This is a genomic window from Burkholderia sp. TSV86 (genome assembly GCF_001522865.1).
GTDB lineage: Bacteria > Pseudomonadota > Gammaproteobacteria > Burkholderiales > Burkholderiaceae > Burkholderia.
In genome coordinates, this window is record NZ_LOWB01000046.1 from 12,481 (window position 1) to 35,607 (window position 23,127).

A 23,127-nucleotide genomic window follows, 5' to 3' on the forward strand; every position below is an offset into this window, starting at 1 on the left:
GTATGCGCGCCGTCATTTTCGTTAGATGGCTCGCGGCCGCCGGGCTGTTATCGGGCTGCGCGAGTTGCGGCGCCGCCGGCGGCCGCGGCGCAGTAGCGGGCGGCTGCTCGGCCGTTTTCTGACGGATCATGACGTGCTGGCTTTTTCCGGCGGAAATCACCAGGGGAAACTAGCGCTTGCCGCAGGCCGGGCAGGCTAGCGAGAGCGCAATGTCATCCTCAGGTAGCAGCAACGAAGCGGCGCAGATGCCGAAGCTGCATCGCGCCTCACTGCCTCACTGCCGGAAAGCCGTGATGCTTGGCCACCCACACGACGACCAACGTTGCGGCCAGCAGTACCAGCAGCGCCGGAGAGAACGCGGCAACGCCGAGACGATCCAGCAGCACGCCGCCAATGCTGCCGCCTGCCGCGATCGCCATATTCCAGGTCGTGACCAGCATCGACTGCGCCACATCGGCCCCCTCCCCAGCCGTGATGGCGATGGCGGTCTGAAACAGCGTCGCCGTGCCGCCAAAGGCCAAGCCCCAAGCGGCCACCGCAGCGTACACCACGACAGGCGCATTGCCTGCCACGCCGAGCGCCAGCGCGGCCAAACCGAACAAGACCGTGCTGGCGAGCGTCAACGCACGCAGATGGCGATCGATCAGCACGCCGATGATCCAGATACCCAGCAGCGACGTGACGCCGAACACCAGCAGCACCAAGTCCGTCCGTTCGGCCATGCCTGCCTTCGCCAGGAACGGCGCAATGTAGGTATAGAGAATGTTGTGCGCCAGCACGAAGGCCAACACCACGAACAGCACCGGGCGCACGCCGGCCACGGTAAACACGTGGCGCAGCGACAGCCGCTTACCCGCCGCTTGCCCGGCGAAGTCCGGCACCTTGGCGCGCACGCCCGCCATGAGCAGCAGCGCGAGCCCGCTCACGATGCCGAAACACACCCGCCAGCCCACCAGCTTGCCGAGGAAAGTCCCGGCCGGCACGCCCAGCGACAGCGCCAATGGCGTGCCCACCATCGCCACGGCGATGGCCCGGCCCTTCTGGTGCTCTGGCACCATGCGCGCGGCATAGCCGGCCAGCAGCGCCCAAAGCAGCCCGGCCGACACGCCCGCCAGAAAGCGCGCCACCATCGTCACGGCATAGCTGCCGGAAAACGCCGTGACGGCATTGGCGACGGCAAAGCCCGCGATAGCCGCCAGCAGCAGCGGACGGCGCCGCGCGCGCTGCGTAGCGACAGTCAGCGGAATCGCCGCCAGCAGCGAGCCGATGGCGTAGAGCGTCACGACTTGTCCGGCCAGCGCGTCGGAAATCCCCAGGCCGGCGCTGATCTGGGGCAGCAGGCCCGCAGGCAACGCTTCGGTCAGGATCGTGACGAAACCGGCCAGCGCCAAGACCAGCAGCGATGCGAGCGGAAAACGGGCTTGCTGTAACGCGGTCATCGCGCTGCCTCCAATGCGCCATAGACCGCATCGCGCAGTTCAATGACGAAGCGCCCCGACATGCCTTCGTACAGCGTGTTGGTGAAAGCGACGACACTGAGCCCCCGCGCCCGATCCACGAACCACGAATGGCCGTAGGCGCCGCCCCAGCGCCAAGTGCCTTCCGATTCAGGCGAATCGGCCAACGCCCGGTCTCGCAGGACCGAGAACCCCAGTCCGAAACCAAAGCCCGGCGCATCAGGCAGTTCCCGGCCACCGGTCTGATCTCGCGCCATCTCCGCGATCAGTTCGTTGGGCAGGAGCACACCGCAGCCTTGGCGCAACGCTTCCAGCAGCCGCAAGAAATCGTCGGCGGTTCCAGCCATGCCAGCGCCCCCCGAAGGAAACTCACGCGGGTCGAAGATCCGCGCAGGGCTATAGCGGATGCCGACCGCGCCGTCGAACGGAGAAACGGTTTCCCCCTCCGCCAGACGATGCGGCTGCGGCGCGCCATTCGCATAGGCGGCCGCCACGCGCCGCGCATCGAGCGCGGCAAAGCCGGTGTCCTTCATACCCAGCGGGCCAGTCACGAGTTGGCGCACGGCCGCATCAAGCGGTTCGCCATGCACCCGCTCGATCAACGCGCCCAATACGTCAGTTGCCAGCGAATAGCCCCACGCAGTACCCGGCTCGTACAGCAGCGGGACACTGGCGATACGGCGCAGGTTTTCCTCCAAGCTGATGCCGGACGCATCCAGGCCGTCCGACGCGCCGGCCAGCGCATATGGGCCATCCGCGCTGGCCTCTAAAAAGCGGTAGCCCAGCCCGGCAGTATGGCTCAGTAGCTGCCGGGCCGTGATCCGCGCAGATCGGCCATCGGCCAGCCGCGGCCGGAACTCGGGCAGCCAGCGCTCGATGCTGCCATCAAGGTCGAGCCGACCTTGCGCCACGAGTACCAGCGCCGCAGTCGAAACGATCGGCTTGCTCACCGACGCCAAGCGGAAGACCGCATCCACGGGCATCGCCCATGCGTTCTCACGATCCGCCCAGCCAGCGGCCTGGCGATGGATCAGTTCACCGTCGTGGGCTACCAGCACCACGGCGCCGACCAAGCGACGCTCATCCAACGCTTGTTGGACCACGGCCCGAATCCGGGCGGACAAATTCGCCGGCGGGACGCCGGGACGTAGAGCAAGTGCGGGAATTGCCACGGAAGATTCCTTTAATCGACGAACATTCCCGTCACGATAGAAGGCCCGCGATTAAAGAAAAAGTAGGGTAAAGTTCCTGTTTAAACGGACATTTATGTCCGTAATCGAGGTGTCCAATGGAAAGCCTCAACGGCTTCGTAGTGTTCGTACAGGTGGCTGAAACACGCAGTTTCGTCGCTGCCGGCCGGCTGCTTGGGGTGTCGGCGTCTGCCGTCGGCAAGAGCATCGCGCGGCTGGAGGAGAAACTGGGCACGCGCCTGTTTCATCGCAGCACACGCAGCGTCACGCTGACAGCCGAAGGCGCCCTGTTCCTGGAGCGTAGCCGCCGCATCCTCGCCGAAATCGAGGCGGCGGAATTGGAACTGTCGCAAGCCACGGCTGCGCCACGTGGCCGCCTGCGAGTCAGCCTGCCGTTGGTCAGCTCGCTCGTGCTGCCCGTGCTCGGCGAATTCATGCGCGAATACCCTGAGATCGAATTGGATTTGGATTTCACCGACCGGCTGGTCGATGTGATCGAGGAAGGCTTCGACGCCGTGGTCAGAACCGGCGATCCGACCGACTCGCGCCTGTCCGCCCGCAGGCTCGGCGCCTTCCGCTCGATGCTGGTGGCATCGCCCGATTATCTGGCGCGGCGCGGTACGCCCAAAGTACCTGCCGATTTGCTCGGACACACTTGCCTACACTATCGCGTTCCCAACAGCGGCAGGTTGGAGACATGGGCGCTGCGCCGCGCGGCCGGCGAGCCTGAACTGGCGCTGCCGACCTCGATGATCTGCAACAACATCGAAACGCGCGTGTGCTTTGCGTTGCTGGGTTTGGGCATCGCCTATCTACCGGAGTTCTCGATCAAGGAGCCTCTGGCGGATGGACGATTGCATGCTGTGCTGGCCGATTACGTGGAACGCACTGGCGTATTCCATGTGCTCTGGCCCGCCAGCAAGCATCCGTCGCCGAAGGTTCGGGCCTTTGTCGATTTCCTGTGCGCCCGGGTCTTTCCGGCTTCGTTGGAAAAACCCAGGACAAAACCCAGGCGCGCAAGTTAGCCGATAAAGAAGCCGTGCCCGCCCAACTTTCCACGACACACCGCCACGGTATCTCTTCGCGGTGGGCGGTGGCGGCTGCATTCCACGTGAGGATTGCGCCTCTTTGTTCATTCGCGGCTTCGGAATCGTCCAGGCCGGATTGTCGAAATCGGCCTTATAACAGCACGGCATGGTATCGATCGCGCCATATGGTACGGCCGCGCTCCATACACCAGAGGCAATGAGAAAAGCGCGCCTGGCGGTGCAGCAAGGGCCGGCCTGTGTCAGAGTGAAAAAAAAGCCCGTGGGATCACGGGCTTATGGATACATGTCTATGCTACTTCGTGCCAGGCATTGCCAGGCGTCCGATCACTCCCACTCGATCGTCGCCGGCGGTTTCCCCGACACATCATAGACAACGCGATTGATCCCGCGCACCTCGTTGATGACCCGGTTCGACACTCGCCCAAGCAACGCATACGGCAGATGCGCCCAATGCGCGGTCATGAAATCGGTGGTTTGCACCGCGCGCAGTGCGGCCACGTAGTCGTAAGTGCGGCCATCGCCCATTACACCGACCGATTTCACCGGCAAAAACACCGCAAACGCCTGACTCGTCAGGTCATACCAACTCTTGCCGACCTGCTCCGGCGTGCACAGGCCCGCGGCAGCGTCCTGCTCGGTCGCCTTCGTCGCGCGCAGCTCCTCGATGAAAACCGCGTCCGCGCGACGCAGCAAATCCGCATACTCGCGCTTGACCTCGCCAAGAATCCGCACGCCCAGGCCCGGCCCCGGGAACGGATGCCGATATACCATCTCGGGCGGCAAGCCGAGCGCGACGCCGAGTTCGCGCACCTCGTCCTTGAACAGGTCGCGCAGCGGCTCGAGCAGCTTGAGGCCGAGCGTCTCGGGCAGGCCGCCGACGTTGTGATGACTCTTGATCGTCGTCGCCTTCTTTGTCTTCGCGCCGCCCGATTCGATCACGTCCGGATAGATCGTTCCTTGCGCGAGCCACTTCGCGTTGGTCAGCTTCTTCGCCTCGGCCTGGAACACCTCGACGAACTCGCGGCCGATGATCTTGCGCTTTTGTTCCGGATCGGCAACGCCCGCGAGATGCCCGAGAAACTGCTCGGATGCATCGACGTGCACGACCTTCCCATGCAAGCGCCCTTCGAACATATCGAGCACCATCTTGCCTTCATTCAGGCGCAGCAAGCCGTGATCGACAAACACGCAAGTAAGCTGATCGCCGATCGCGCGATGAATCAGCGCCGCGGCAACACTCGAATCGACGCCGCCCGACAAGCCGAGAATCACTTCCTCGTCGCCGACTTGCTCACGAATCCGCGCGACCGCTTCGTCGATGTGGTCGCGCATGATCCAGTCGGGCTTCGCGCCTGCGATGTCGAGCACGAAGCGCTCGAGTATCTTGCGGCCCTGCACCGTGTGCGTGACTTCCGGGTGGAATTGCACCGCGTAGTAACCGCGCGCCTCGTCGGCCATGCCGGCGATCGGGCAGCTCGGCGTCGATGCCATCAGCTTGAAGCCCTCGGGCATCCCGGTGACCTTGTCGCCGTGGCTCATCCATACCTTCAGCATCCCGTGGCCTTGCGCCGTGCGGAAATCCTCGATGCCGTCGAGCAGGCGAGTGTGGCCATGCGCGCGCATTTCCGCATAACCGAACTCACGATGATCGCTCCACTCGACCTTGCCGCCCAATTGCACCGCCATCGTTTGCATGCCGTAGCAAATGCCGAGCACGGGTACGCCCAGCTCCCACACCGCCTGCGGCGCGCGCAGTTGCTGATCCTCATATGTGCTCGCATGGCTGCCCGACAGGATCACGCCCTTCGGCGCGAACTCGCGCACGAATTCGTCGGACACGTCGTTCGGATGAATTTCGCAGTAGACGTGCGCTTCGCGCACGCGCCGCGCGATCAGTTGAGTGACTTGCGAACCGAAGTCGAGAATCAGGATTTTGTCGTGCATGGCAGCGGACTGAAAAAAGAACTAGAAAATATGAAAAGCAGCGCCCGAAGCGCTGCATCAAAACGAATATCGAAGTCGGACTGCGGCGCGCGGCCAGGCTGGAGCAGCGAGGGGCGCCCGCTCACGGTCGAGACGGCGGCTGCGCCGCATCGCCGTCGCCGTTCGCATCGGCACGTGCATCGGTGCCCGGGTGGGCGGCCTGCGCCGCGCCCGGCGACGCCGGATCGGCTGCGCCCGCGCGTGTCGCCGCCTGCGCGTGCGCTCCGTAAGACGTCTGCGTTGCAGCGCTCTCGCGCGACAACACACTCGGCTCGCTACGCCCCGCGCGCGACGAAACCGGAGCCGGTTCAGCTGGCTGCTTGAGTGCCGCGCGCGCATCGGCCGCCTGCGTCTTCTCGCGCCGCCGCACCGCGGCTGCGAGCCGCACGCCGCCGAGCCCGAGCGCGAGCAGCACGACGCCCGCCACCACTGATACAAGCTGCCCGAACGCCGACAATTGCGGCGAACGCAGCGCCAGCAGCCAGACGAGCATGACAACCCCCGTCAACCATCCGACATGGCCGACCGCGCGCGCCACGCCGGCGGTCAAATCGCCATTGAAGGCCGCATGCGCGGACAGCCACGCAAGCCCGAGCAGCGCGATGCCGAACGCCTGCCCAAGCATCGCGGGATCGACGGTGACCAGTTGCAACGCGTCGTACAGCGCTTTCCACGGCGTCAGCACGAACAACAGGCCGAACGCGGCGAACAGCAACGCATCGATAACGAGAACGGCGCGCAGCAACGGTTTCATCGGCGATCAGTCCACGTGATAGTTAGGCGCTTCCTTGGTGATCTGCACGTCGTGCACATGCGATTCGCGCATGCCCGCCGCGGTGATCTGAACGAACTCGGCCTTGTCGTGCAACTCGGCGATCGTCTTGCAGCCGCAATAGCCCATGCTCGCGCGCACGCCGCCGATCAATTGGAAGATGATCGCGTTGACCGAGCCCTTGTACGCAACGCGGCCCTCGATGCCTTCCGGCACGAGTTTGTCGATATTCGCGGAATTGTCCTGGAAGTAGCGGTCGGCCGCGCCGTCCTTCATCGCGCCGACGGAGCCCATGCCGCGATACGACTTGTACTGGCGGCCCTGGTACAGGAACACGTCGCCCGGCGCCTCCTCGGTGCCGGCGAACATGCTGCCCATCATCACCGCGTTCGCGCCCGCAGCGAGCGCCTTCGACACGTCGCCCGAGAAGCGGATGCCGCCATCGGCGATGCACGGCACGCCCGAGCCCTTCAGCGCGTCGGACACGTTCGCGATCGCGCTGATTTGCGGCACGCCTACGCCCGCGACGATGCGCGTCGTACAGATCGAGCCGGGGCCGATGCCGACCTTCACCGCGTCCGCGCCATATTCGACGAGCGCCTTCGCCGCCGCCGCGGTGGCGATATTGCCGCCGATCACCTCGACTCCCGGGAAGTTCTGCTTGACCCAGCGCACCCGCTCGAGCACGCCCTTGCTGTGACCATGCGCGGTATCGACGACGATCACGTCGACGCCCGCCTGCACGAGCAGCTCGACGCGCTCTTCATTGTCGGGGCCGACGCCGACCGCCGCGCCGACGCGCAGCTTGCCGTGTTCGTCCTTGCACGCGTCCGGGTGCTCGGTCTGCTTCGTGATGTCCTTGACTGTCATCAAGCCGCGCAGCTCGAACGCATCGTTGACGACCAGCACGCGCTCGAGGCGGTGGCTGTGCATCAGCGCCTTCGCGTCGGCGAGCGGCGTGCCCTCCTTGACCGTCACGAGCCGCTCGCGCGGCGTCATGATCGACTTGACCGGCTCGTCGAGGCGGGTTTCGAAACGCAGGTCGCGGTTCGTCACGATGCCGACGAGCTTCGTGCCGTCGATGACAGGAAACCCCGAAATGCCATGCTGGCGCGACAGCGCGATCACGTCGCGCACCTTCATGCCGGGTGGCACCGTGATCGGATCGCGCACGACGCCCGACTCGAAACGCTTGACCTTCGCGACTTCGCGAGCCTGCTCGAGCGGCGTGAGATTCTTGTGGACGATGCCGACGCCGCCTTGCTGCGCCATCGCGATCGCCAGACGACCTTCGGTAACCGTGTCCATCGCGGCGGACACGAGCGGCATGTTCAGGGAAATGTTGCGGGTCAGTTGAGTCTTGAGGCTGGTGTCGCGCGGCAGAACGTCGGAGAACGCCGGGACGAGGAGCACGTCATCGAACGTGAGTGCTTTTTGGATCAGACGCATGGCAAATCCTATAGGCGCAAAACCGAATTATACGCGATGCCCGGCCAATTTTCACAACACGAACAACGGCTTAGCGTTTTCGCGACGCCCGCCGCCCAGCCGCGTTCGATTCCGGCTTCGAGTCATTTTCGATCGGGTTTCGTTTTCGCAGTCCGCGCGCGAGGCAAATGTCGCGCCGGCGAGCCTCGGTCCGCGAATGCAGGATCGAACAAGACGCACGCATCGCGCATGGATAAGATGCGCGCTCGTCACTTTTTTCGGAGAGCTTGGAATGCGGCGCGGCGTGGCTTATGGCGTATTGGCGGGAGCCCTGTGGGGCACGGTGTTCCTCGTGCCGCGGCTGTTGCCCGATTTCTCGCCGCTCCTGTTGAGCGCCGGACGCTATGCGATGTACGGCCTCGTGTCGCTCGTGGCTGCGCTGCCCGCCGCACGCTCGTTGATTGCGCGGCTCACGCGCGGCGATATCGTCGCGCTCGCGAAGCTCTCCCTGGTCGGCAACGTCGCGTACTACATGCTGCTGTCGGCCTCGGTGCATCTGATCGGCATCGCGCCGAGTTCGCTGATCGTCGGCGTGCTGCCCGCCACCGTGACGCTCGCGGGCCTGTCCGACCGCGGCGCGATGCCGCTCAAGCGCCTCGCCGCGCCGCTCGCGCTGGTCGTCGCGGGTATCGCGTGCATCAATGTCGATCTCTTCACGTCGCAGGCCGCGCACGCGACGACGCTCGCCCATAAGGTCACCGGCATCGCCTGCGCGACAGGCGCGCTTGCCAGCTGGACTTGGTACGCGGTCGCGAACACGCGCTACCTGCAGCGTCACCATCGCTTCAACGGCAACGAATGGTCGGTGCTGTGGGGCGTCGTGACGGGGCTGATCGGCATGCTGATCTGGCTTGCGGTGGCGATACTGCCAGGCGGCGCCGATGCCGTGCAGACGGCGCTGCCCGTCGGGCGCTGGCAGCTGTTCTGGCTGCTCAATCTCGGGCTCGCGATCGGGGCGTCGTGGCTGGGCAACGGGCTCTGGAACGCCGCGTCGAAGAGGCTGCCGCTTACGCTGTCCGGCCAGTTGATCGTGTTCGAGACCGTCTTCGCGCTCGCTTACGGTTTCGTCTACGACCACCGGCTGCCGCGCGCGCTCGAAATCGCGGCGCTCTCGCTGCTGCTCGCGGGCGTCTATGGTGCGGTGCGCCGGCACGGTGACGGCCACGGCGGCGCTCGCGCGAGTGACCCGGGCCTGAACGCGAATCTGTCCGCGCATTAAGCGAGCCGCGCCGCCGCGCGAGAAAACCGCGCGCGACGGCACGGCTATCGCGCACCGCGCACGTTTTGCCGGCGGGCACGGCGGCCCTGTGCGCCGGCAGTGTTCGCCGCACGCGCCTCACCGGATCACGTTGTCCGAAAAAAGCTGATTTTCAGCAGGAAACAGCGCCCCTTCAGCGCGAATCCTTCGGCAACCACTTGCGGCCCTCGATCGAGCCTTCCCGCCGCGTCTTGTCGACACGACGCTGGCGCGCGAGCTTCGGATCGACGATGAGCGGCCGGTAAATCTCGACGCGATCGCCTTGCGCAACCGGCGCATCGAGTGGCGCGAGCTTGCCGAAGATGCCGGTTTTCAGCTTCGCGAGATCGATTTCCGGATGCCGCGCGAGCACGCCGCTTGCTTCGATCACGTCGCGCACGCTCGCCCCGGCGGGCGCATCGACGGTGACAAGCGTTTGCCGCTCGGGCAACGCATAGCAAACCTGAACCTTCGGCATGCGGATCACCCCTTGCCGTAGCGCTGATCGGCGCGCTTCACGAACGAATCGACGAACGTATTCGCGATGTGCGTAAACACCGGGCCGATGAGCTTCTCGAGGATGATGCTCGAGAATTCATAGTGCAACACGAACTCGATCTTGCACGCGTCCGCGCGCAACGGCGTGAAGCGCCAGTAACCGGTGAACTTGCGAAACGGACCGTCGGCGAACTCCATGTCGATACGGGTTGGCCGCTGCTGCGTATTGCGGGTCGCAAAATGCTGGCGGATGCCCTTGAAGTTGATGTCGATGCGCGCTTCCATCCCGGTTTCGTCCTTCCGGCGAATCTCGACACCGCCGCACCACGGCAGGAAATTCGGGTAATCGGCGACATCGGTAACGAGGTCGAACATCTGCTCCACCGAATGGCGGATCAATACGGTTTTCTGGACATCTGCCATAAATCGCGGCGTCGCTAAGGTATACGCGCAAGCCGGGCCAACGCCGGCTTGCTTTGCTAGAATCGTAATTTTAGACGAGTTGGCCATTTCCCTTCATGAGCATCATCGACAATAGAAAAGCGTTCTTCGATTACCACATCGAAGAACGCTATGAAGCGGGGCTCGTGCTCGAAGGGTGGGAGGTCAAGGCACTGCGCGCGGGGCGCGGACAGATCAAGGAAGGTTACGTGGTCGTGAAGAACGCGGAAATCTTCCTGATCGGCACGCACATCAGCCCGCTGCCCGAAGCCTCGACGCACATCAAGCCCGATCCGGTGCGCACCCGCAAGCTTCTGTTGCATCGCGACGAAATCAAGAAGCTGATCGGCAAGGTCGAGCAGCGCGGCTATACGCTCGTGCCGTTGAATTTCCACTACAAGGGCGGCCGCGTGAAGTGCGAGATCGGCCTCGCAAAAGGCAAGAAATTGCACGATAAGCGCGAGGCCGAAAAGAAGCGCGATTGGGAGCGCGAGAAGGCGCGCATCCTGCGCTCCGCAGCCTAAACTGCGGCATTTTGCCGCAGCCGCCAGTTTGAGCCGCAAAAAAGCGGCGGCGCCCGTTCAGGCCAGGCCGGCTCGCCTGCCTGCATCGGCCGCCAGCAACGCCGCCCGGCACTGCCGCATACCGGCGGCATAACCGTGGCGGCGAGCTTTCACCGCCCTCGCCCACAGCCCATCCCTACCGGCAACGCCGCGTCGGCCATGCCGAATCGACTGGCATGAGCCGTTCGCAGCCCGCCGTTCACGTGTCAATCCCGCAGGCACACTCGCCGCGGCTACGCAGCCTCGCCCGCCTCAAGCCGTGCTATCCGGGCCGCCCCTGCCCGGCTTCGCCGCCCCTGCCGGCGCGCCGGTCGTGCCCGGCGCGCCGCGGGTCACGATCGTCAGCGCCGACGCAATCGCCGAACTCAGATCCGCCAGATTCGACGGTACGATCAGCGCATTGCCCGCCTTCGCGAGATTGCCGAACGCGCCGACATACTGCTCGGCGACTTTCAGGTTCACCGCGTCCATCCCGCCCGGCGCCTGGAGCGCCTGCGCGATCTTCTGAATCGCCTGCGCGTTCGCGTCGGCCACGGCCAGAATCGCCGCCGCCTCGCCCTGCGCCTGGTTGATCGCCGCCTGCCGCTCGCCCTCGGATTTCTGGATCGCCGCCTCGCGCGCGCCCGACGCGAGATTGATTTGCTCTTGCCGACGCCCCTCCGACGCCGCGACGAGTGCGCGCTTCTCGCGCTCCGCCGTGATCTGCGCTTGCATCGCGTGCAGGATTTCCTTCGGCGGCGTCAAATCCTTGATCTCGTAGCGCAGCACCTTGACGCCCCAGTTCGACGCCGCCTCGTCGAGCGCGGACACGATGCTGTGATTGATGAAATCGCGCTCCTCGAACGTCTTGTCGAGTTCGAGCTTGCCGATCACCGAGCGCAGCGTCGTCTGCGCGAGCTGCGTGATCGCCAACACGAAATTGCTCGAGCCATACGATGCCTTCATCGGATCGGTGACTTGAAAATACAGCACGCCATCGACCTGCAACTGCGTGTTGTCGCGCGTGATGCAAACCTGGCTCGGTACGTCGAGCGGAATTTCCTTGAGCACGTGCCGGTACGCAATCCGGTCGACGAACGGCAGCACGATGTTCAACCCGGGCGACAGCGTCGCGTGATAGCGGCCGAAGCGCTCGAGCACCCATGCATGCTGCTGCGGCACGATCTTCACGGTCTGCGACACGATCACGAATGCGATGACGAGCACCACCACCCAGACAATCAGCGAATCCATGAAGTTGGCCCTCCTGGCTGGAATAGGATTGGGAATGGAATGTGAACCGGTGCGGGCGAACCTGGCGGGAATCGCCCGCGGCCGTCAGACCGGCGCTTTTGCCGCGACGACCAGGCAGTTGCCGCGTACCGCGCGCACCTCGTAGCGGTGCGCATCGTCGCGCTCGCCGTCGGCGAGCACCACGTCCCATTGCGCGCCGCGATACTGGACGCGCGCGCGCCGATCGCGCCATTGCTCGACAACAAGCGTCGCGCCGATGTCGATATTGACGTCGGGATTCGCCGATGCGTCGCGCCGCTGCCGGCGGCCAAGCCCCGAGCGCCTGAGCGCAAACACGGCAGCGAGCGCGACGAACGCGGCGGCCGCGACCTGCCATTGCACGGGCGCGCCCGCAAGATGCGCGATGGCGCCCGCGAGAAAGCCGAGCGCGATCATCAGCAGGTAGAACGTGCCTGTCAGCAGTTCAGCAACGGCGAGCACGCCCACACCGATCCACCACCATCCGTGCGTGAACACCATCGCTCCTCCTGCCTGTGCGGCTCATATGAAAACACCCCGGTACATTACCGGGGTGTTTATAGCACGAAACTTACAAATAGCCTTCAAATCGGCGAAAATCCGACCACTTCCGCCGAAACGGCACAATGATTTCGCTCGGCTGTTTGCGCGTTACTGTTTCGCCGCCAGCGCCTGCCATGTATCGATAACCGTGTCCGGGTTCAGCGAAATCGACGCGATACCTTCTTCGGCGAGCCACTTCGCGAAATCCGGGTGATCAGATGGCCCTTGTCCGCAAATGCCGACATACTTGCCGAGCTTGCGGCACGTGCTGATTGCCCGCTTCAGCATGAATTTCACGGCCGGATCGCGCTCGTCGAAATCGACGGCGAGCAGTTCCATGCCGGAGTCGCGGTCCAGGCCGAGCGTCAACTGCGTGAGGTCGTTCGAGCCGATCGAGAAACCGTCGAAATGCTGCAGGAACTCTTCGGCCAGGATCGCGTTCGACGGCACCTCGCACATCATGATCAGGCGCAGACCGTTTTCGCCTCGCTTCAGGCCGAACTTCGCGAGCAGTTCGACGACACGCTCGGCCTGCTTCACCGTGCGCACGAACGGCACCATGATCTCGACGTTCGCAAGCCCCATGTCGTCGCGCACGCGCTTGAGCGCCAAGCACTCCATCTCGAACGCCTGCGCGAAATCGTCGGCGACATAGCGCGACGCGCCGCGGAAGCCGAGCATCGGATTTTCCTCGTCCGGCTCATAGCGTGAGCCGCCGATCAGCTTCTTGTACTCGTTCGACTTGAAGTCGGACAGGCGCACGATCACGGGCTTCGGATAGAACGCCGCGGCGATCGTCGCGATGCCTTCCGTCAGCTTGTCGACATAGAACGCGCGCGGCGACGCGTGGCCGCGCGCGACGCTCTCGACCGCCTTCTTCAGATCGGCATCGACGTTCGGATACTCGAGAATCGCCTTCGGATGCACGCCGATATTGTTGTTGATGATGAACTCGAGGCGCGCGAGGCCCACGCCCGCGTTCGGCAACTGCGAGAAGTCGAAGGCGAGCTGCGGGTTGCCGACGTTCATCATGATCTTGACGGGCAGCGCCGGCAGCTCGCCGCGCTGCACCTCGGACACCTCGGTCTCGAGCAGGCCGTCGTAAATCTTGCCTTCGTCGCCTTCCGCGCACGATACCGTGACGAGCGCGCCATCCTTCAGCACGTCGGTCGCATCGCCGCAACCGACGACGGCCGGCACGCCGAGTTCGCGCGCGATGATCGCCGCGTGGCAGGTACGCCCACCGCGGTTCGTGACGATCGCCGACGCGCGCTTCATCACCGGCTCCCAGTTCGGATCGGTCATATCGGCGACGAGCACGTCGCCCGGCTGCACGCGCTCCATCTCGGACGGATCGTGAATCACGCGCACCGGACCCGCGCCGATCTTCTGGCCGATCGCGCGGCCCGTCGCCAGCACCTGCGACTGGCCCTTCAGCTTGAAGCGCTGCTCAGCCTTGCCGCTCGCTTGGCTCTTCACCGTTTCCGGACGCGCCTGCAGGATGAAGATCTTGCCGTCGCGGCCGTCCTTGCCCCACTCGATGTCCATCGGACGCTGATAGTGCTTCTCGATGATCACCGCGTACTTCGCGAGTTCGATCACGTCTTCGTCGGTGATCGAGTAGCGGTTGCGCTGCTCGTGCGACACGTCGACCGTTTTCACGCGGCCCGGCTCGCCCGGTTGCGTAAACTCCATCTTGATCAGCTTCGAGCCGATCGAGCGGCGAATGATCGGGTATTTGCCCTGTGCGAGCGTGGTCTTGAACACATAGAACTCGTCCGGGTTCACCGCGCCCTGCACGACCGTCTCGCCCAGGCCGTAGCTCGACGTGATGAACACGGCGTCCTTGAAGCCGGACTCGGTGTCGATCGTAAACATCACGCCGGCCGCGCCAACATCCGAGCGCACCATGCGCTGCACCCCTGCAGACAACGCAACTTCGGCGTGCGTGAAGCCCTTATGCACCCGGTACGAGATCGCGCGGTCGTTATAGAGCGACGCGAACACGTGCTTCATGCGGTCGAGCACGTCTTCGATGCCGACGACGTTCAGATACGATTCCTGCTGCCCCGCGAACGATGCATCCGGCAAATCCTCGGCCGTCGCGGACGAGCGCACGGCAAACGACAACTCGCCCGGCGAGCTGTTCTTCAGGGTTTCGAAATGCGCACGGATCTCGTCTTCGAGGCGCGACTGCAGCGGCGCATCGACGATCCATTGGCGGATTTCCGCGCCCGCTTCGGCGAGCGCCTTCACGTCGTCGACATCGAGCGACTCGAGGCGTTGCGCGATGCGTTCGGTCAGATTGTTGTGCCTGAGGAAATCGCGAAATGCGAGCGCCGTCGTCGCGAAACCGGTGGGCACGCGCACGCCTGCCTCGGCCAATTGGCTGATCATCTCGCCGAGCGACGCGTTCTTACCGCCGACGATCTCGACATCGGTCATTCGCAACTGCTCGAACGGAATTACATACGCCTGATCCTTTGCGACGTTTGCTGCGTTAGTCATACAAGCCCCTAAGTGGAAAAAAATGCTCGATCGTGCAAACGGGCTCGGACGCGCCCTGCCTGCAAAAAGCGGGCGCGCATTGCACAACCTGTCGGATAAGCCTTCGCGATAGCCCGCAAATGCCGGACGAATTTGTAAAAAATCCCGGCAGAAAGGCGAAAAAGCAGACAAATCGCCGAATTTGCCGGGATTTCTCGACATGACACGGCACCAAACCGCGCACTGGACCGCAAGGGCTTATCCAACAGGTTGCCGGTATTCTACCGTGCCGCTTGCGCAATGTGGCGCATGGGGCCTGCATTGGTGCTCTAGCGCGCAGTGTCGGCGCCCGGCCCGCCGGGTTCTCCGCTTGGCCGCGCGCGGCGCCTGCCGCACCTATCGCCCCTGCCGCACCGACGCCACCGGGACGGCGGCACGACGGTCAGTGCACGCCTGCCGCGCCGTCGATCAGTACGTAGCCGCGGCTGCGCCCGCCGTTATCGGCATCGGGCGTATTCATCGCCGCGTACAGATCCGCCGTCTTCACCCAGACGGGCGGATATTTGTAACGGGACACGTCGAGGATTAGAAACCGGTCGGCCCCGGCATCGTAGGCGGCGAGCGGCGAGATATGGCCGCCCGTCTGCTGGCCGAGCCGGCTGCGCAGATAATTAACCAACACGTAATGCCCCGGCCGGCCGAGCGCGGCGGCAGCTTCGTCGCGAAACGCGTCGGCCGACGCGTCCGACGCATGGCGCACCGCACCGGCAAGACCCAGCGCATTCGCGATCGCGCCGAGCTGATCGAGCGTCATCCCACGCTGTTCGATCAGTGTGCGCGGGCGAATCTGCTCGGTCGCGTCGTTGAGGACGTTATCCTGCGTGAAATAGTGAAAGGGCGGATATTCGGCCGCCGCAGGCGCCGGCGCGCGCAGCGCATTCAGTACCATCACGAGCGACGCGACGCCGCAAAAACTCTCGGTCTTCTGCGTGACGAATTGATTGCCGAGCGGCACATAGGCGGTGCGCGCGGCACTCCTGGCCAGCAAATACTCACCGGCCGCGCTGCCGAGATCGATCAGCCCCGGCGGCAGCGGCAAGCTTTGCGCATGCGCGATCGCGGCCATCGCGGCTATCGCACAGACAGCGAAGCTGTTTCGCACCGTTCGAATCATCGGCCTCTCCCGTTATCGGCAATCCGCCTGCGGCACGCGCAAGCGTCAATGTCCGCCGCCCGGCATGGCCGGGCCGTCGTAGCATACGTGAAAGCTGGCGCACGCGCCGCCGTGCGCCCGGGACGCCATGCAAGCCCGGCACTCGCGCGCGCGGCCGGGCCCGCACACCGCCCGGCGCGCGCCCTTGCTAGAATGGCCGCTTCCCGGCCGCGGCCGGCCGGCAATACTCGCTCGACGCAACGACCCATGCTACCCACCGTTTTCATCGTCTCCGACGGCACCGGGATCACCGCCGAAACCTTCGCGCATTCGATCCTGTCCCAGTTCGACCAGAAATTCCGGCTCGTACGCGTGCCGTTCATCGACTCGGTCGAGAAAGCCTATACGGCCGTCGAGAAGATCAACGAGGCCGCGCAACACGACGGACGCCGCCCGATCGTGTTCACGACGCTCGTCGACGGCGAATCGAACGAGACCGTCAAGCGCTCGAACGCGCTCGTGCTCGACATGTTCCAGCGCTTTGTCGAACCGCTCGAGCAGGAATTGCAGCTCAAGTCGAGCCACGCGATGGGGCGCGTCCATCAAAACGCGGACACCGAGGAGTACAAGACGCGCATCGAGGCGATCAACTTCTCGCTCGCGCACGACGATGGCCAGTCGAACCGCAATCTCGCCGACGCCGACGTGATCCTGATCGGCGTTTCGCGCAGCGGCAAAACGCCGACGAGCCTGTATCTCGCGATGCAGTACGGCGTGAAGGCCGCGAACTATCCGCTGATTCCGGAGGATTTCGAGCGAGGCAGGCTGCCGACGCCGCTTCATCCGCATCGCAGCAAGCTATTCGGGCTGTCGATCGATCCGCAGCGGCTGTCCGAGATTCGTAACGAGCGCCGACCTGGCAGCAAGTACGCGGCACCCGAGAACTGCCGCTACGAGATCAACGAGGCGGAGGCGATGATGCGGCGCGAAGGGGTCAAGTGGCTGTCGTCGACGCACAAGTCGATCGAGGAAATCGCAACGACGATCCTGCAGGAAATCAAGCTCGAGCGGCAATCATACTGAAGCTGAAGCGGCATCGGAGGCGGCCCGACAGATGCGCGGCGACGCAAGCCGCGCGGCTTTGCGCCGCGTCGATCCGAGCCGCGTAGAACCCGCCAAGCCATGCCGCGCCGGCCGCGTCACGCGCCGCGCACGCGCTGCTGCCGGCATTGTTCGAACAGACAAACGGCCGCCGCCGCCGCGACATTCAGCGATTCCATGCCGCCTGGCTGCGGAATCGTCACGCGAAGCGCCTGCGCTTGCCGCCAGCGCACCGACACGCCCGCGCCTTCGTTGCCGAATACCCACGCAAGCGGCCCCGACAAATCGCAGTCGTCGAGCGCGCGCGCGCCGTGCGAATCGGTCAATGCGATCGGGACCGCGAGCCGCCCGATCAGCACGTCGGCATCGATACCCTCGTGAATATCGAGCAGAAAATGCGCACCCATCGCCGAGCGCAGCACCTTGGGCGACCACGCGTATGCCGTCCCCGGCGCGCAAAACACCTGCGTCACGCCGGCGGCCGCTGCGCTGCGCAGGATCGAGCCGACGTTGCCCGCGTCCTGCACGCCGTCGAGCACGACCGACGTGCGCTCGATTCGCTCGGGCAACTCCGGCGCGGGCCGCGCGACGAGCAGCAGCACGCCGATCCCGTTGACGACGTCCGACAATTGCCCGAACAGCGTGTCGGGCAGCGTGACAAGCCGCGCGGGCTCGATCCGCCCGGCGATCGCGCGCGCCTGCGGATGCGCGAGTGCGCCTTCGGTGAAGACGGCAAGCTCGGGTTGGCCGAGCGCGTCCAGATAAGCGGTGGCCAGATGCAGCCCTTCGAGAAGCGCCTGACCGCCGCGCCGCAATTGGTGAGCCGAGCCCGCCAGCGCCTTCAGGCGCTTGTACAGCGGATTGTCGCGCGAAGTGACCGCTTTCATCGGCTGGAATCGAGCGCCGCCGCGCGCACCGGCGCGAACGAGCGGCGATGATGCTCGCACGGCCCGTGCTCGCGCAGCGCGGCGAGATGCTGCGGCGTGCCATAGCCGGCGTGCGCGTTGAAACCGTACATTGGGAAGCGCTCGTGCAAATCGGCGAGCATTCGGTCGCGCGTGACTTTCGCGAGGATCGACGCGGCCGAGATGCTCGGCACGAGCGCGTCGCCGCCGACGATCGCGACGCTGCGCACCGCGAGTGTCGGGCAACGATTGCCGTCGATTTTCGCAAGCGTCGGCGTGAGCGCGAGCCCTTCGACCGCGCGCTTCATCGCGAGCATCGTCGCATGCAGGATGTTGAGCGTGTCGATCTCGTCGACGCTCGCCGACGCGACGCAATAGGCGCGCGCATGCGCGACGATCTCGTCATAAAGCCGCTCGCGCTTTTTCGCGGACAGCGCCTTCGAATCGTCGAGCCCTTCGATCGGGCGCGCGGGATCGAGAATCACCGCGGCCGCGACGACCGGGCCGGCCAGCGGCCCCCGCCCTGCCTCGTCGACGCCGCAGACGATCTCGTCGGGCGCATCGAAGATGAGCGCCGGTTGATCCGCGCCGGTTGGGGTGCTGCGAGGTTTTCGCGTCGTCGCCATCAGCGCGGCTTCCTGTTGTCGATCACGCGCGCGACCGCCTCGGCCGCGCGCGCCGCGGTGTTCTGCCGCAACGTGTAATGCATGTCGGTGAAGATTTCAGTCAGCGTCCGGCGGTTCGCGTCGTCGCGCAATTGCGTGAGCGTCGCGTCGGCGAGCGCTTGCGGCGTTGCGAAATGCTGGAGCAACTCAGGCACGACGAAGCGGCCCGCGAGAATGTTCGGCAAGCCGACATAGGGCAAATAACCCTGGCGGCGCATGATCTGGCCGGTTAGCCACGGCACCTTGTACGAGATCACCATCGGCTTTTTGAGCAGCGCCGCTTCGAGCGTCACCGTGCCGCTTTTCACGAGAAGCGCGTCGGCAGCGGTCATGGCGACCTGCGCGCGGCCCTCCGTCAGCGTGACGCAAAGCTGCGGATGCGCGTCGACGAGCGGTTGCAGCAGCGTGCGCAACATCGGCGTGGCGGCCGGCACGACGAAACGCAAAGCCGGCTCGCGCTGCTGCATCAGCGCCATCGCCTCGAAAAACGTCGGCCCGATCAGCTCGATCTCCGAGCGGCGGCTGCCCGGCAGCACCGCGACTACCGGGCCGCTTTCCGGCAGGCCGAGCGCGATTCGCGCGCCGTGCATATCAGGCTCAAGCGGAATTTCGTCGGCGAGCGGATGGCCGACGAACGTCGCCGCGACACCGGCCTTCTCTAGCAATTCGGGCTCGAACGGAAACAGGCACAGCATATGGTCGACGGCCTTGACGATCTTCTTGATCCGGCCGCCGCGCCAAGCCCAGATCGATGGGCAGACGAAATGGATCGTCGGAATGCCCGCACCGCGCAACGCATGCTCGAGGCCGAAATTGAAATCGGGCGCATCGATGCCGATAAACGCGTCGGGCGGCTCGGCGAGCAACTGCCGCTTCAATTCGCCGCGAATGCGCAGAATCTCGGGAATATGCCTGAGCGCCTCGACGTAACCGCGCACCGCAAGCTTTTCCATCGGCCAATGCGCATCGAACCCGGCCGTCATCATCCGTGGCCCGCCGATCCCGTAATAGCGGGACGGCGAAGGAAGCCGCGCATGCAGCCCTTCAAGCAGCGACGCGCCGAGCAGATCGCCCGACGGCTCGCCGGCGGCGAGCGCGATGCGCAGCGACGAGGTGGGTTGGAACGCCATTGCGTCAGCGAATGATGCCGCGCTGCGACGTCTCGACGAAATCGACGAGCGCCGTCACGGCCGCGTCGCCGTCGCCGCCCGCTTGCGAGAGTTCGCGCAGCTGGACTTTCGCGTCGTCGAGCGACAGGCCGTTCTTGTACAGCAGCCGATATGCGCTTCTTAGTGCGGAGATCGCATCCGGCGAGAAGCCGCGGCGACGCAGCCCCTCGACATTGATGCCATGGGGCTCGGCCTTGTTGCCCGCCGCGATCACGAACGGCGGCACATCCTGCACGAGCGCCGATGCACCGCCCAGCATCGAATGCGCGCCGATCCGCACGAATTGGTGAACGCCCGACATCCCGCCGACGATCGCCCAGTCGCCGATCTGCACATGGCCCGCCATCTGCGCGTTGCTCGACAGGATCACATGGCTGCCGACCCGGCAGTCGTGCCCGATGTGCACGTAGGCCATGATCCAATTGTCGTCGCCAAGCGTCGTGACGCCGGCATCCTGCACGGTGCCCGTGTGAATCGTCGTGAATTCGCGGATCGTGTTGCGATCGCCGATCACGAGCCGCGTCGGCTCGCCCTGATACTTCATGTCCTGCGGACGACCGCCGACCGACGCGTAATGGCCGATGCGATTGTCCTCGCCGATCGTCGTATGGCCTTCGATCACGCTGTGCGAACCGATCGTGGTCCGCGCGCCGATCGTCACGTTCGGCCCGATGATCGCATACGGGCCGATTTCGACCGTTTCGTCGATCCGCGCGCCCGGCTCGACGATCGCCGTGGGGTGAATCCTGCTCATGCGCCGTTGCCTCTCAATGTGTAAGTCGCGTTGCGTTGCCGTGCGGCATGCGTCGGGCGGCGTTCAGGGCGCCGAGTCGGCCGCCTTGACGGTACACATCAGTTCGGCTTCCGCCGCGACCTTGCCATCCACTTCCGCGACCGCCTTGAACTTCCAGATACCGCGGATGTAGCGCTCGAACGTGACGTTCAAAATCAACTGGTCGCCCGGCTCGACGACGCGCTTAAAGCGCGCGCCGTCGATGCCGACGAAGTAGTACAGCGTATTTTCCGCATTGCGCTGCTCTTCCTCGGCGAACGTCAGGAGCGCCGCCGCCTGCGCGAGCGCCTCGATAATCAGCACGCCCGGCATCACCGGTCGCGACGGGAAATGCCCCTGGAAGAACGGTTCGTTGATCGAAACGTTCTTGATCGCTTTGATGGACTTGTGCGGTTCGAGTTCGACCACGCGATCGACGAGCAGGATCGGATAGCGATGCGGCAGCAGCGAGAGAATCTTGTGGATGTCGAAATTGATTTTTTCAGTACTCATAGTGGTTCGTCTCACGCAATGCCTGCGCGGTGATGAATGCGAATGCGGGCCGCGTCTGAAGAGGCGGCCTGCGGTTCAGTCGACCGGCCGGGGCGGCACCCAGCGCGCCCGGTCGACGCCGTGCTATGCGCCGGTGTCGTTGCCTCGTGCGGCGCTGTCCTGTTCAATGTGTTCCCGTGCGGCCAGTGCGGTCTCGAGCGCCTTGATCCGGTCGCGCAACTTGTCGAGGTTGCGCACGAGCGCCGCGCTCCGGTTCCAGTCGCCGTGCTCGACAGCAGGAAACGCACTTGTGTAGATGCCCGCTTTCGGCAGCGATTTCGACACGCCCGATTTCGCGGTAACGATCACGCCATCGCCCAGCGTCACGTGCCCGGCAATGCCGACCGCGCCGCCGATCATGCAATGGCGGCCGATCGTCGTGCTGCCCGCGATGCCCGCGCAGCCGGCGATCACCGTGTACGCGCCGATCCGGCAGTTGTGGCCGATCTGCACGAGATTGTCGATCTTCACGCATTCGTCGATGACGGTATCGGCCATCGCACCGCGGTCGATCGTCGTATTCGCGCCGATCTCGACATCCGCACCGATGGTCACGCCACCGACTTGCGGAATCTTCACCCACGCACCGGTACGCGCGTCGCCGTCGCCCACGAAATCCGGCGCAAAGCCGAAGCCGTCCGAGCCGATCACCGCACCCGAGTGGACGATCGCGCGAGCGCCCAGCACGCAGCCGTGATAAATCGTGACGTTCGGGTATAAATGCGAATCGTCGCCGATCCGTGTGCCGCGGCCGACGAACACGTTTGCGTCGAGCACCACGCGCTCGCCGATCACCGCGCCCGCCTCGACCGTGACGTGCGGGCCGATCACGGCGCTCGCCGCAACCTGCGCGGCCGGATCGACGTTCGCGCTCGGATGCACGCCCGCTGCACGCTGCGGCGCCGCGAGATCGATGAACATCTGCGCGACACGCGCGAAATACGCGTATGGATTCGCCGTCACGATGAAATTGCGGCCGTTCGCGGCCGCGCCGAGTTTCTCGAGATCGCGCGGCGCGATCAGCACCGCGCCTGCGCCGGTCGCCTCGACTTGCGCCAGATACTTCGGATTGGCAAGAAACGCGAGCTGCTTCGGGCCCGCCTGATCAAGTGGAGCAAGGGAGCCGACTTCATGTCGGCCGTCGCCGACGATCTCGCCGCCAAATCGCGCGACGAGCGCCTCGAGCGTCAATGCCATGACCCCGCGCTCCTCAATTCGACCCGGCCGACGGCGATGCAAGCGCCTTCAACACCTTGTCGGTGATATCGATGCGCGGACTCACGTAGACCGCTTCCTGCACGATCAGATCGTAGTTCTGCTGCTCGGCAATCTGCTTGATCACCTTGTTCGCGCGGTCAAGCACCGCCGCGAGCTCCTCATTGCGGCGCTGGTTCAGATCCTCGCGGAATTCGCGTTGCTTGCGCTGGAAATCGGTGTCGAGCTGTGCGAGATCGCGCTGCTTCTGCGCACGGTCGTTCGCCGACAGCGACGAACTGTTCTTGTCGAGCGCGTCGGATATCGATTTCAGACGAGCGGCCATGTCCTGCAAATCTTTGTCGCGCTTCGCAAACTCGGCTTCGAGCTTGGTCTGCGCGGCCTTCGCGGGCGCCGACTCGCGCAGGATCCGATCCGAGTTGACAGCAGCAATGCGCGCAACGTCCTGCGCATGCGCAAGCGACACGCCGAGCGCAGCGACAAGCGCCAGCGCGCCCATCAGTCGTTTCGAAAACTTAGCGGTTAGCAAGATTACCCTCTCGATGCTTGTAGTCAGTCTGATCCGATCAGAAGGCCGTTCCGATCTGGAACTGGAATTTCTGATACTGGTCGCCGGTGTGCTTCTGCAGCGGGAAG

22 protein-coding genes are annotated in these 23,127 nt (G+C 64.8%); 4 read left to right on the plus strand and 18 right to left on the minus strand.

Going from position 1 to position 23,127, the window contains the following annotated elements:
• Positions 1-266: 266 nt before the first annotated feature.
• Both WS68_RS07830 and WS68_RS07835 read right to left on the minus strand, forming a co-directional pair.
• The gene (locus WS68_RS07830; RefSeq protein ID WP_059570253.1) at positions 267-1,439 is read right to left on the minus strand and encodes an MFS transporter; all 1,173 of its coding nucleotides are present in this window, start codon (positions 1,437-1,439) and stop codon (positions 267-269) included.
• Complete coding sequence (locus WS68_RS07835; protein WP_059570254.1) at positions 1,436-2,629, minus strand: serine hydrolase domain-containing protein; 1,194 nt, start codon at positions 2,627-2,629, stop codon at positions 1,436-1,438. Before WS68_RS07835 ends, WS68_RS07830 begins: the two co-directional genes overlap by 4 nt.
• A gap of 116 nt (positions 2,630-2,745) precedes the next feature.
• Between WS68_RS07835 and WS68_RS07840 the strand changes: the two genes are divergently transcribed.
• Entirely contained in the window at positions 2,746-3,672 is a 927-nt protein-coding gene (locus WS68_RS07840; protein WP_059570255.1) for a LysR family transcriptional regulator, read from the plus strand.
• A gap of 348 nt (positions 3,673-4,020) precedes the next feature.
• Here WS68_RS07840 and guaA read toward each other — a convergent pair whose 3' ends face one another.
• The 3 genes from guaA to guaB all read right to left on the minus strand — a co-directional run bounded on the left by guaA (position 4,021) and on the right by guaB (position 7,900).
• Positions 4,021-5,640: a glutamine-hydrolyzing GMP synthase gene (gene guaA / locus WS68_RS07845; protein WP_059570256.1), complete on the minus strand. Its 1,620-nt coding sequence runs from the start codon at positions 5,638-5,640 to the stop codon at positions 4,021-4,023.
• Positions 5,641-5,761: 121 nt separating this feature from the next.
• On the minus strand, positions 5,762-6,433 hold the full coding sequence (locus WS68_RS07850; RefSeq protein ID WP_059570257.1) for a hypothetical protein: 672 nt from the start codon (positions 6,431-6,433) through the stop codon (positions 5,762-5,764).
• A 6-nt stretch (positions 6,434-6,439) separates the two neighbouring features.
• Positions 6,440-7,900, minus strand: coding sequence for an IMP dehydrogenase (gene guaB, locus WS68_RS07855; RefSeq protein WP_059570258.1), 1,461 nt, complete (start codon positions 7,898-7,900; stop codon positions 6,440-6,442).
• Positions 7,901-8,171: 271 nt separating this feature from the next.
• Between guaB and WS68_RS07860 the strand changes: the two genes are divergently transcribed.
• Positions 8,172-9,158: a DMT family transporter gene (locus tag WS68_RS07860; protein WP_059570259.1), complete on the plus strand. Its 987-nt coding sequence runs from the start codon at positions 8,172-8,174 to the stop codon at positions 9,156-9,158.
• Between the two features lie 172 nt (positions 9,159-9,330).
• On the opposite strand, the gene WS68_RS07865 is transcribed toward WS68_RS07860, so the two are convergent.
• On the minus strand, positions 9,331-9,654 hold the full coding sequence (locus WS68_RS07865; RefSeq protein ID WP_059570272.1) for an RnfH family protein: 324 nt from the start codon (positions 9,652-9,654) through the stop codon (positions 9,331-9,333).
• 5 nt (positions 9,655-9,659) lie between these two features.
• Entirely contained in the window at positions 9,660-10,097 is a 438-nt protein-coding gene (locus WS68_RS07870; protein WP_059513513.1) for a type II toxin-antitoxin system RatA family toxin, read from the minus strand.
• A gap of 95 nt (positions 10,098-10,192) precedes the next feature.
• Between WS68_RS07870 and smpB the strand changes: the two genes are divergently transcribed.
• The gene (gene smpB, locus WS68_RS07875; RefSeq protein WP_059513515.1) at positions 10,193-10,639 is read left to right on the plus strand and encodes an SsrA-binding protein SmpB; all 447 of its coding nucleotides are present in this window, start codon (positions 10,193-10,195) and stop codon (positions 10,637-10,639) included.
• Between the two features lie 291 nt (positions 10,640-10,930).
• On the opposite strand, the gene WS68_RS07880 is transcribed toward smpB, so the two are convergent.
• The 4 genes from WS68_RS07880 to WS68_RS07895 all read right to left on the minus strand — a co-directional run bounded on the left by WS68_RS07880 (position 10,931) and on the right by WS68_RS07895 (position 16,133).
• The gene (locus WS68_RS07880; protein WP_059570260.1) at positions 10,931-11,911 is read right to left on the minus strand and encodes an SPFH domain-containing protein; all 981 of its coding nucleotides are present in this window, start codon (positions 11,909-11,911) and stop codon (positions 10,931-10,933) included.
• An 84-nt stretch (positions 11,912-11,995) separates the two neighbouring features.
• On the minus strand, positions 11,996-12,430 hold the full coding sequence (locus WS68_RS07885; RefSeq protein ID WP_059570261.1) for an NfeD family protein: 435 nt from the start codon (positions 12,428-12,430) through the stop codon (positions 11,996-11,998).
• A 150-nt stretch (positions 12,431-12,580) separates the two neighbouring features.
• Positions 12,581-14,980: a phosphoenolpyruvate synthase gene (gene ppsA, locus WS68_RS07890; RefSeq protein WP_059570262.1), complete on the minus strand. Its 2,400-nt coding sequence runs from the start codon at positions 14,978-14,980 to the stop codon at positions 12,581-12,583.
• A gap of 421 nt (positions 14,981-15,401) precedes the next feature.
• On the minus strand, positions 15,402-16,133 hold the full coding sequence (locus tag WS68_RS07895) for a phytochelatin synthase family protein (protein WP_059570263.1): 732 nt from the start codon (positions 16,131-16,133) through the stop codon (positions 15,402-15,404).
• Between the two features lie 246 nt (positions 16,134-16,379).
• Between WS68_RS07895 and ppsR the strand changes: the two genes are divergently transcribed.
• Positions 16,380-17,195, plus strand: coding sequence for a posphoenolpyruvate synthetase regulatory kinase/phosphorylase PpsR (ppsR, locus tag WS68_RS07900; RefSeq protein WP_059570264.1), 816 nt, complete (start codon positions 16,380-16,382; stop codon positions 17,193-17,195).
• A gap of 116 nt (positions 17,196-17,311) precedes the next feature.
• Here ppsR and WS68_RS07905 read toward each other — a convergent pair whose 3' ends face one another.
• The 7 genes from WS68_RS07905 to WS68_RS07935 form a co-directional block, all read right to left on the minus strand.
• On the minus strand, positions 17,312-18,100 hold the full coding sequence (locus WS68_RS07905; RefSeq protein ID WP_059570265.1) for a TrmH family RNA methyltransferase: 789 nt from the start codon (positions 18,098-18,100) through the stop codon (positions 17,312-17,314).
• Positions 18,097-18,744 (minus strand): ribonuclease HII, encoded by a 648-nt coding sequence (gene rnhB, locus WS68_RS07910; RefSeq protein ID WP_059570266.1) that lies wholly within the window; start codon positions 18,742-18,744, stop codon positions 18,097-18,099. Before rnhB ends, WS68_RS07905 begins: the two co-directional genes overlap by 4 nt.
• Entirely contained in the window at positions 18,744-19,913 is a 1,170-nt protein-coding gene (gene lpxB, locus WS68_RS07915) for a lipid-A-disaccharide synthase (protein WP_059570267.1), read from the minus strand. The genes rnhB and lpxB overlap by 1 nt, the downstream gene beginning before the upstream one ends.
• 4 nt (positions 19,914-19,917) lie before the next feature.
• Positions 19,918-20,706, minus strand: coding sequence for an acyl-ACP--UDP-N-acetylglucosamine O-acyltransferase (gene lpxA / locus WS68_RS07920; RefSeq protein WP_059570268.1), 789 nt, complete (start codon positions 20,704-20,706; stop codon positions 19,918-19,920).
• Between the two features lie 63 nt (positions 20,707-20,769).
• On the minus strand, positions 20,770-21,237 hold the full coding sequence (gene fabZ, locus WS68_RS07925; protein WP_059570269.1) for a 3-hydroxyacyl-ACP dehydratase FabZ: 468 nt from the start codon (positions 21,235-21,237) through the stop codon (positions 20,770-20,772).
• A 123-nt stretch (positions 21,238-21,360) separates the two neighbouring features.
• Positions 21,361-22,473 carry a UDP-3-O-(3-hydroxymyristoyl)glucosamine N-acyltransferase gene (gene lpxD / locus WS68_RS07930; RefSeq protein WP_059570270.1) on the minus strand — a complete coding sequence of 371 codons (1,113 nt, stop codon included), beginning with the start codon at positions 22,471-22,473 and terminating at the stop codon, positions 21,361-21,363.
• Positions 22,474-22,486: 13 nt separating this feature from the next.
• The gene (locus WS68_RS07935) at positions 22,487-22,990 is read right to left on the minus strand and encodes an OmpH family outer membrane protein (protein ID WP_059513538.1); all 504 of its coding nucleotides are present in this window, start codon (positions 22,988-22,990) and stop codon (positions 22,487-22,489) included.
• Between the last annotated feature and the right edge of the window lie 137 nt (positions 22,991-23,127).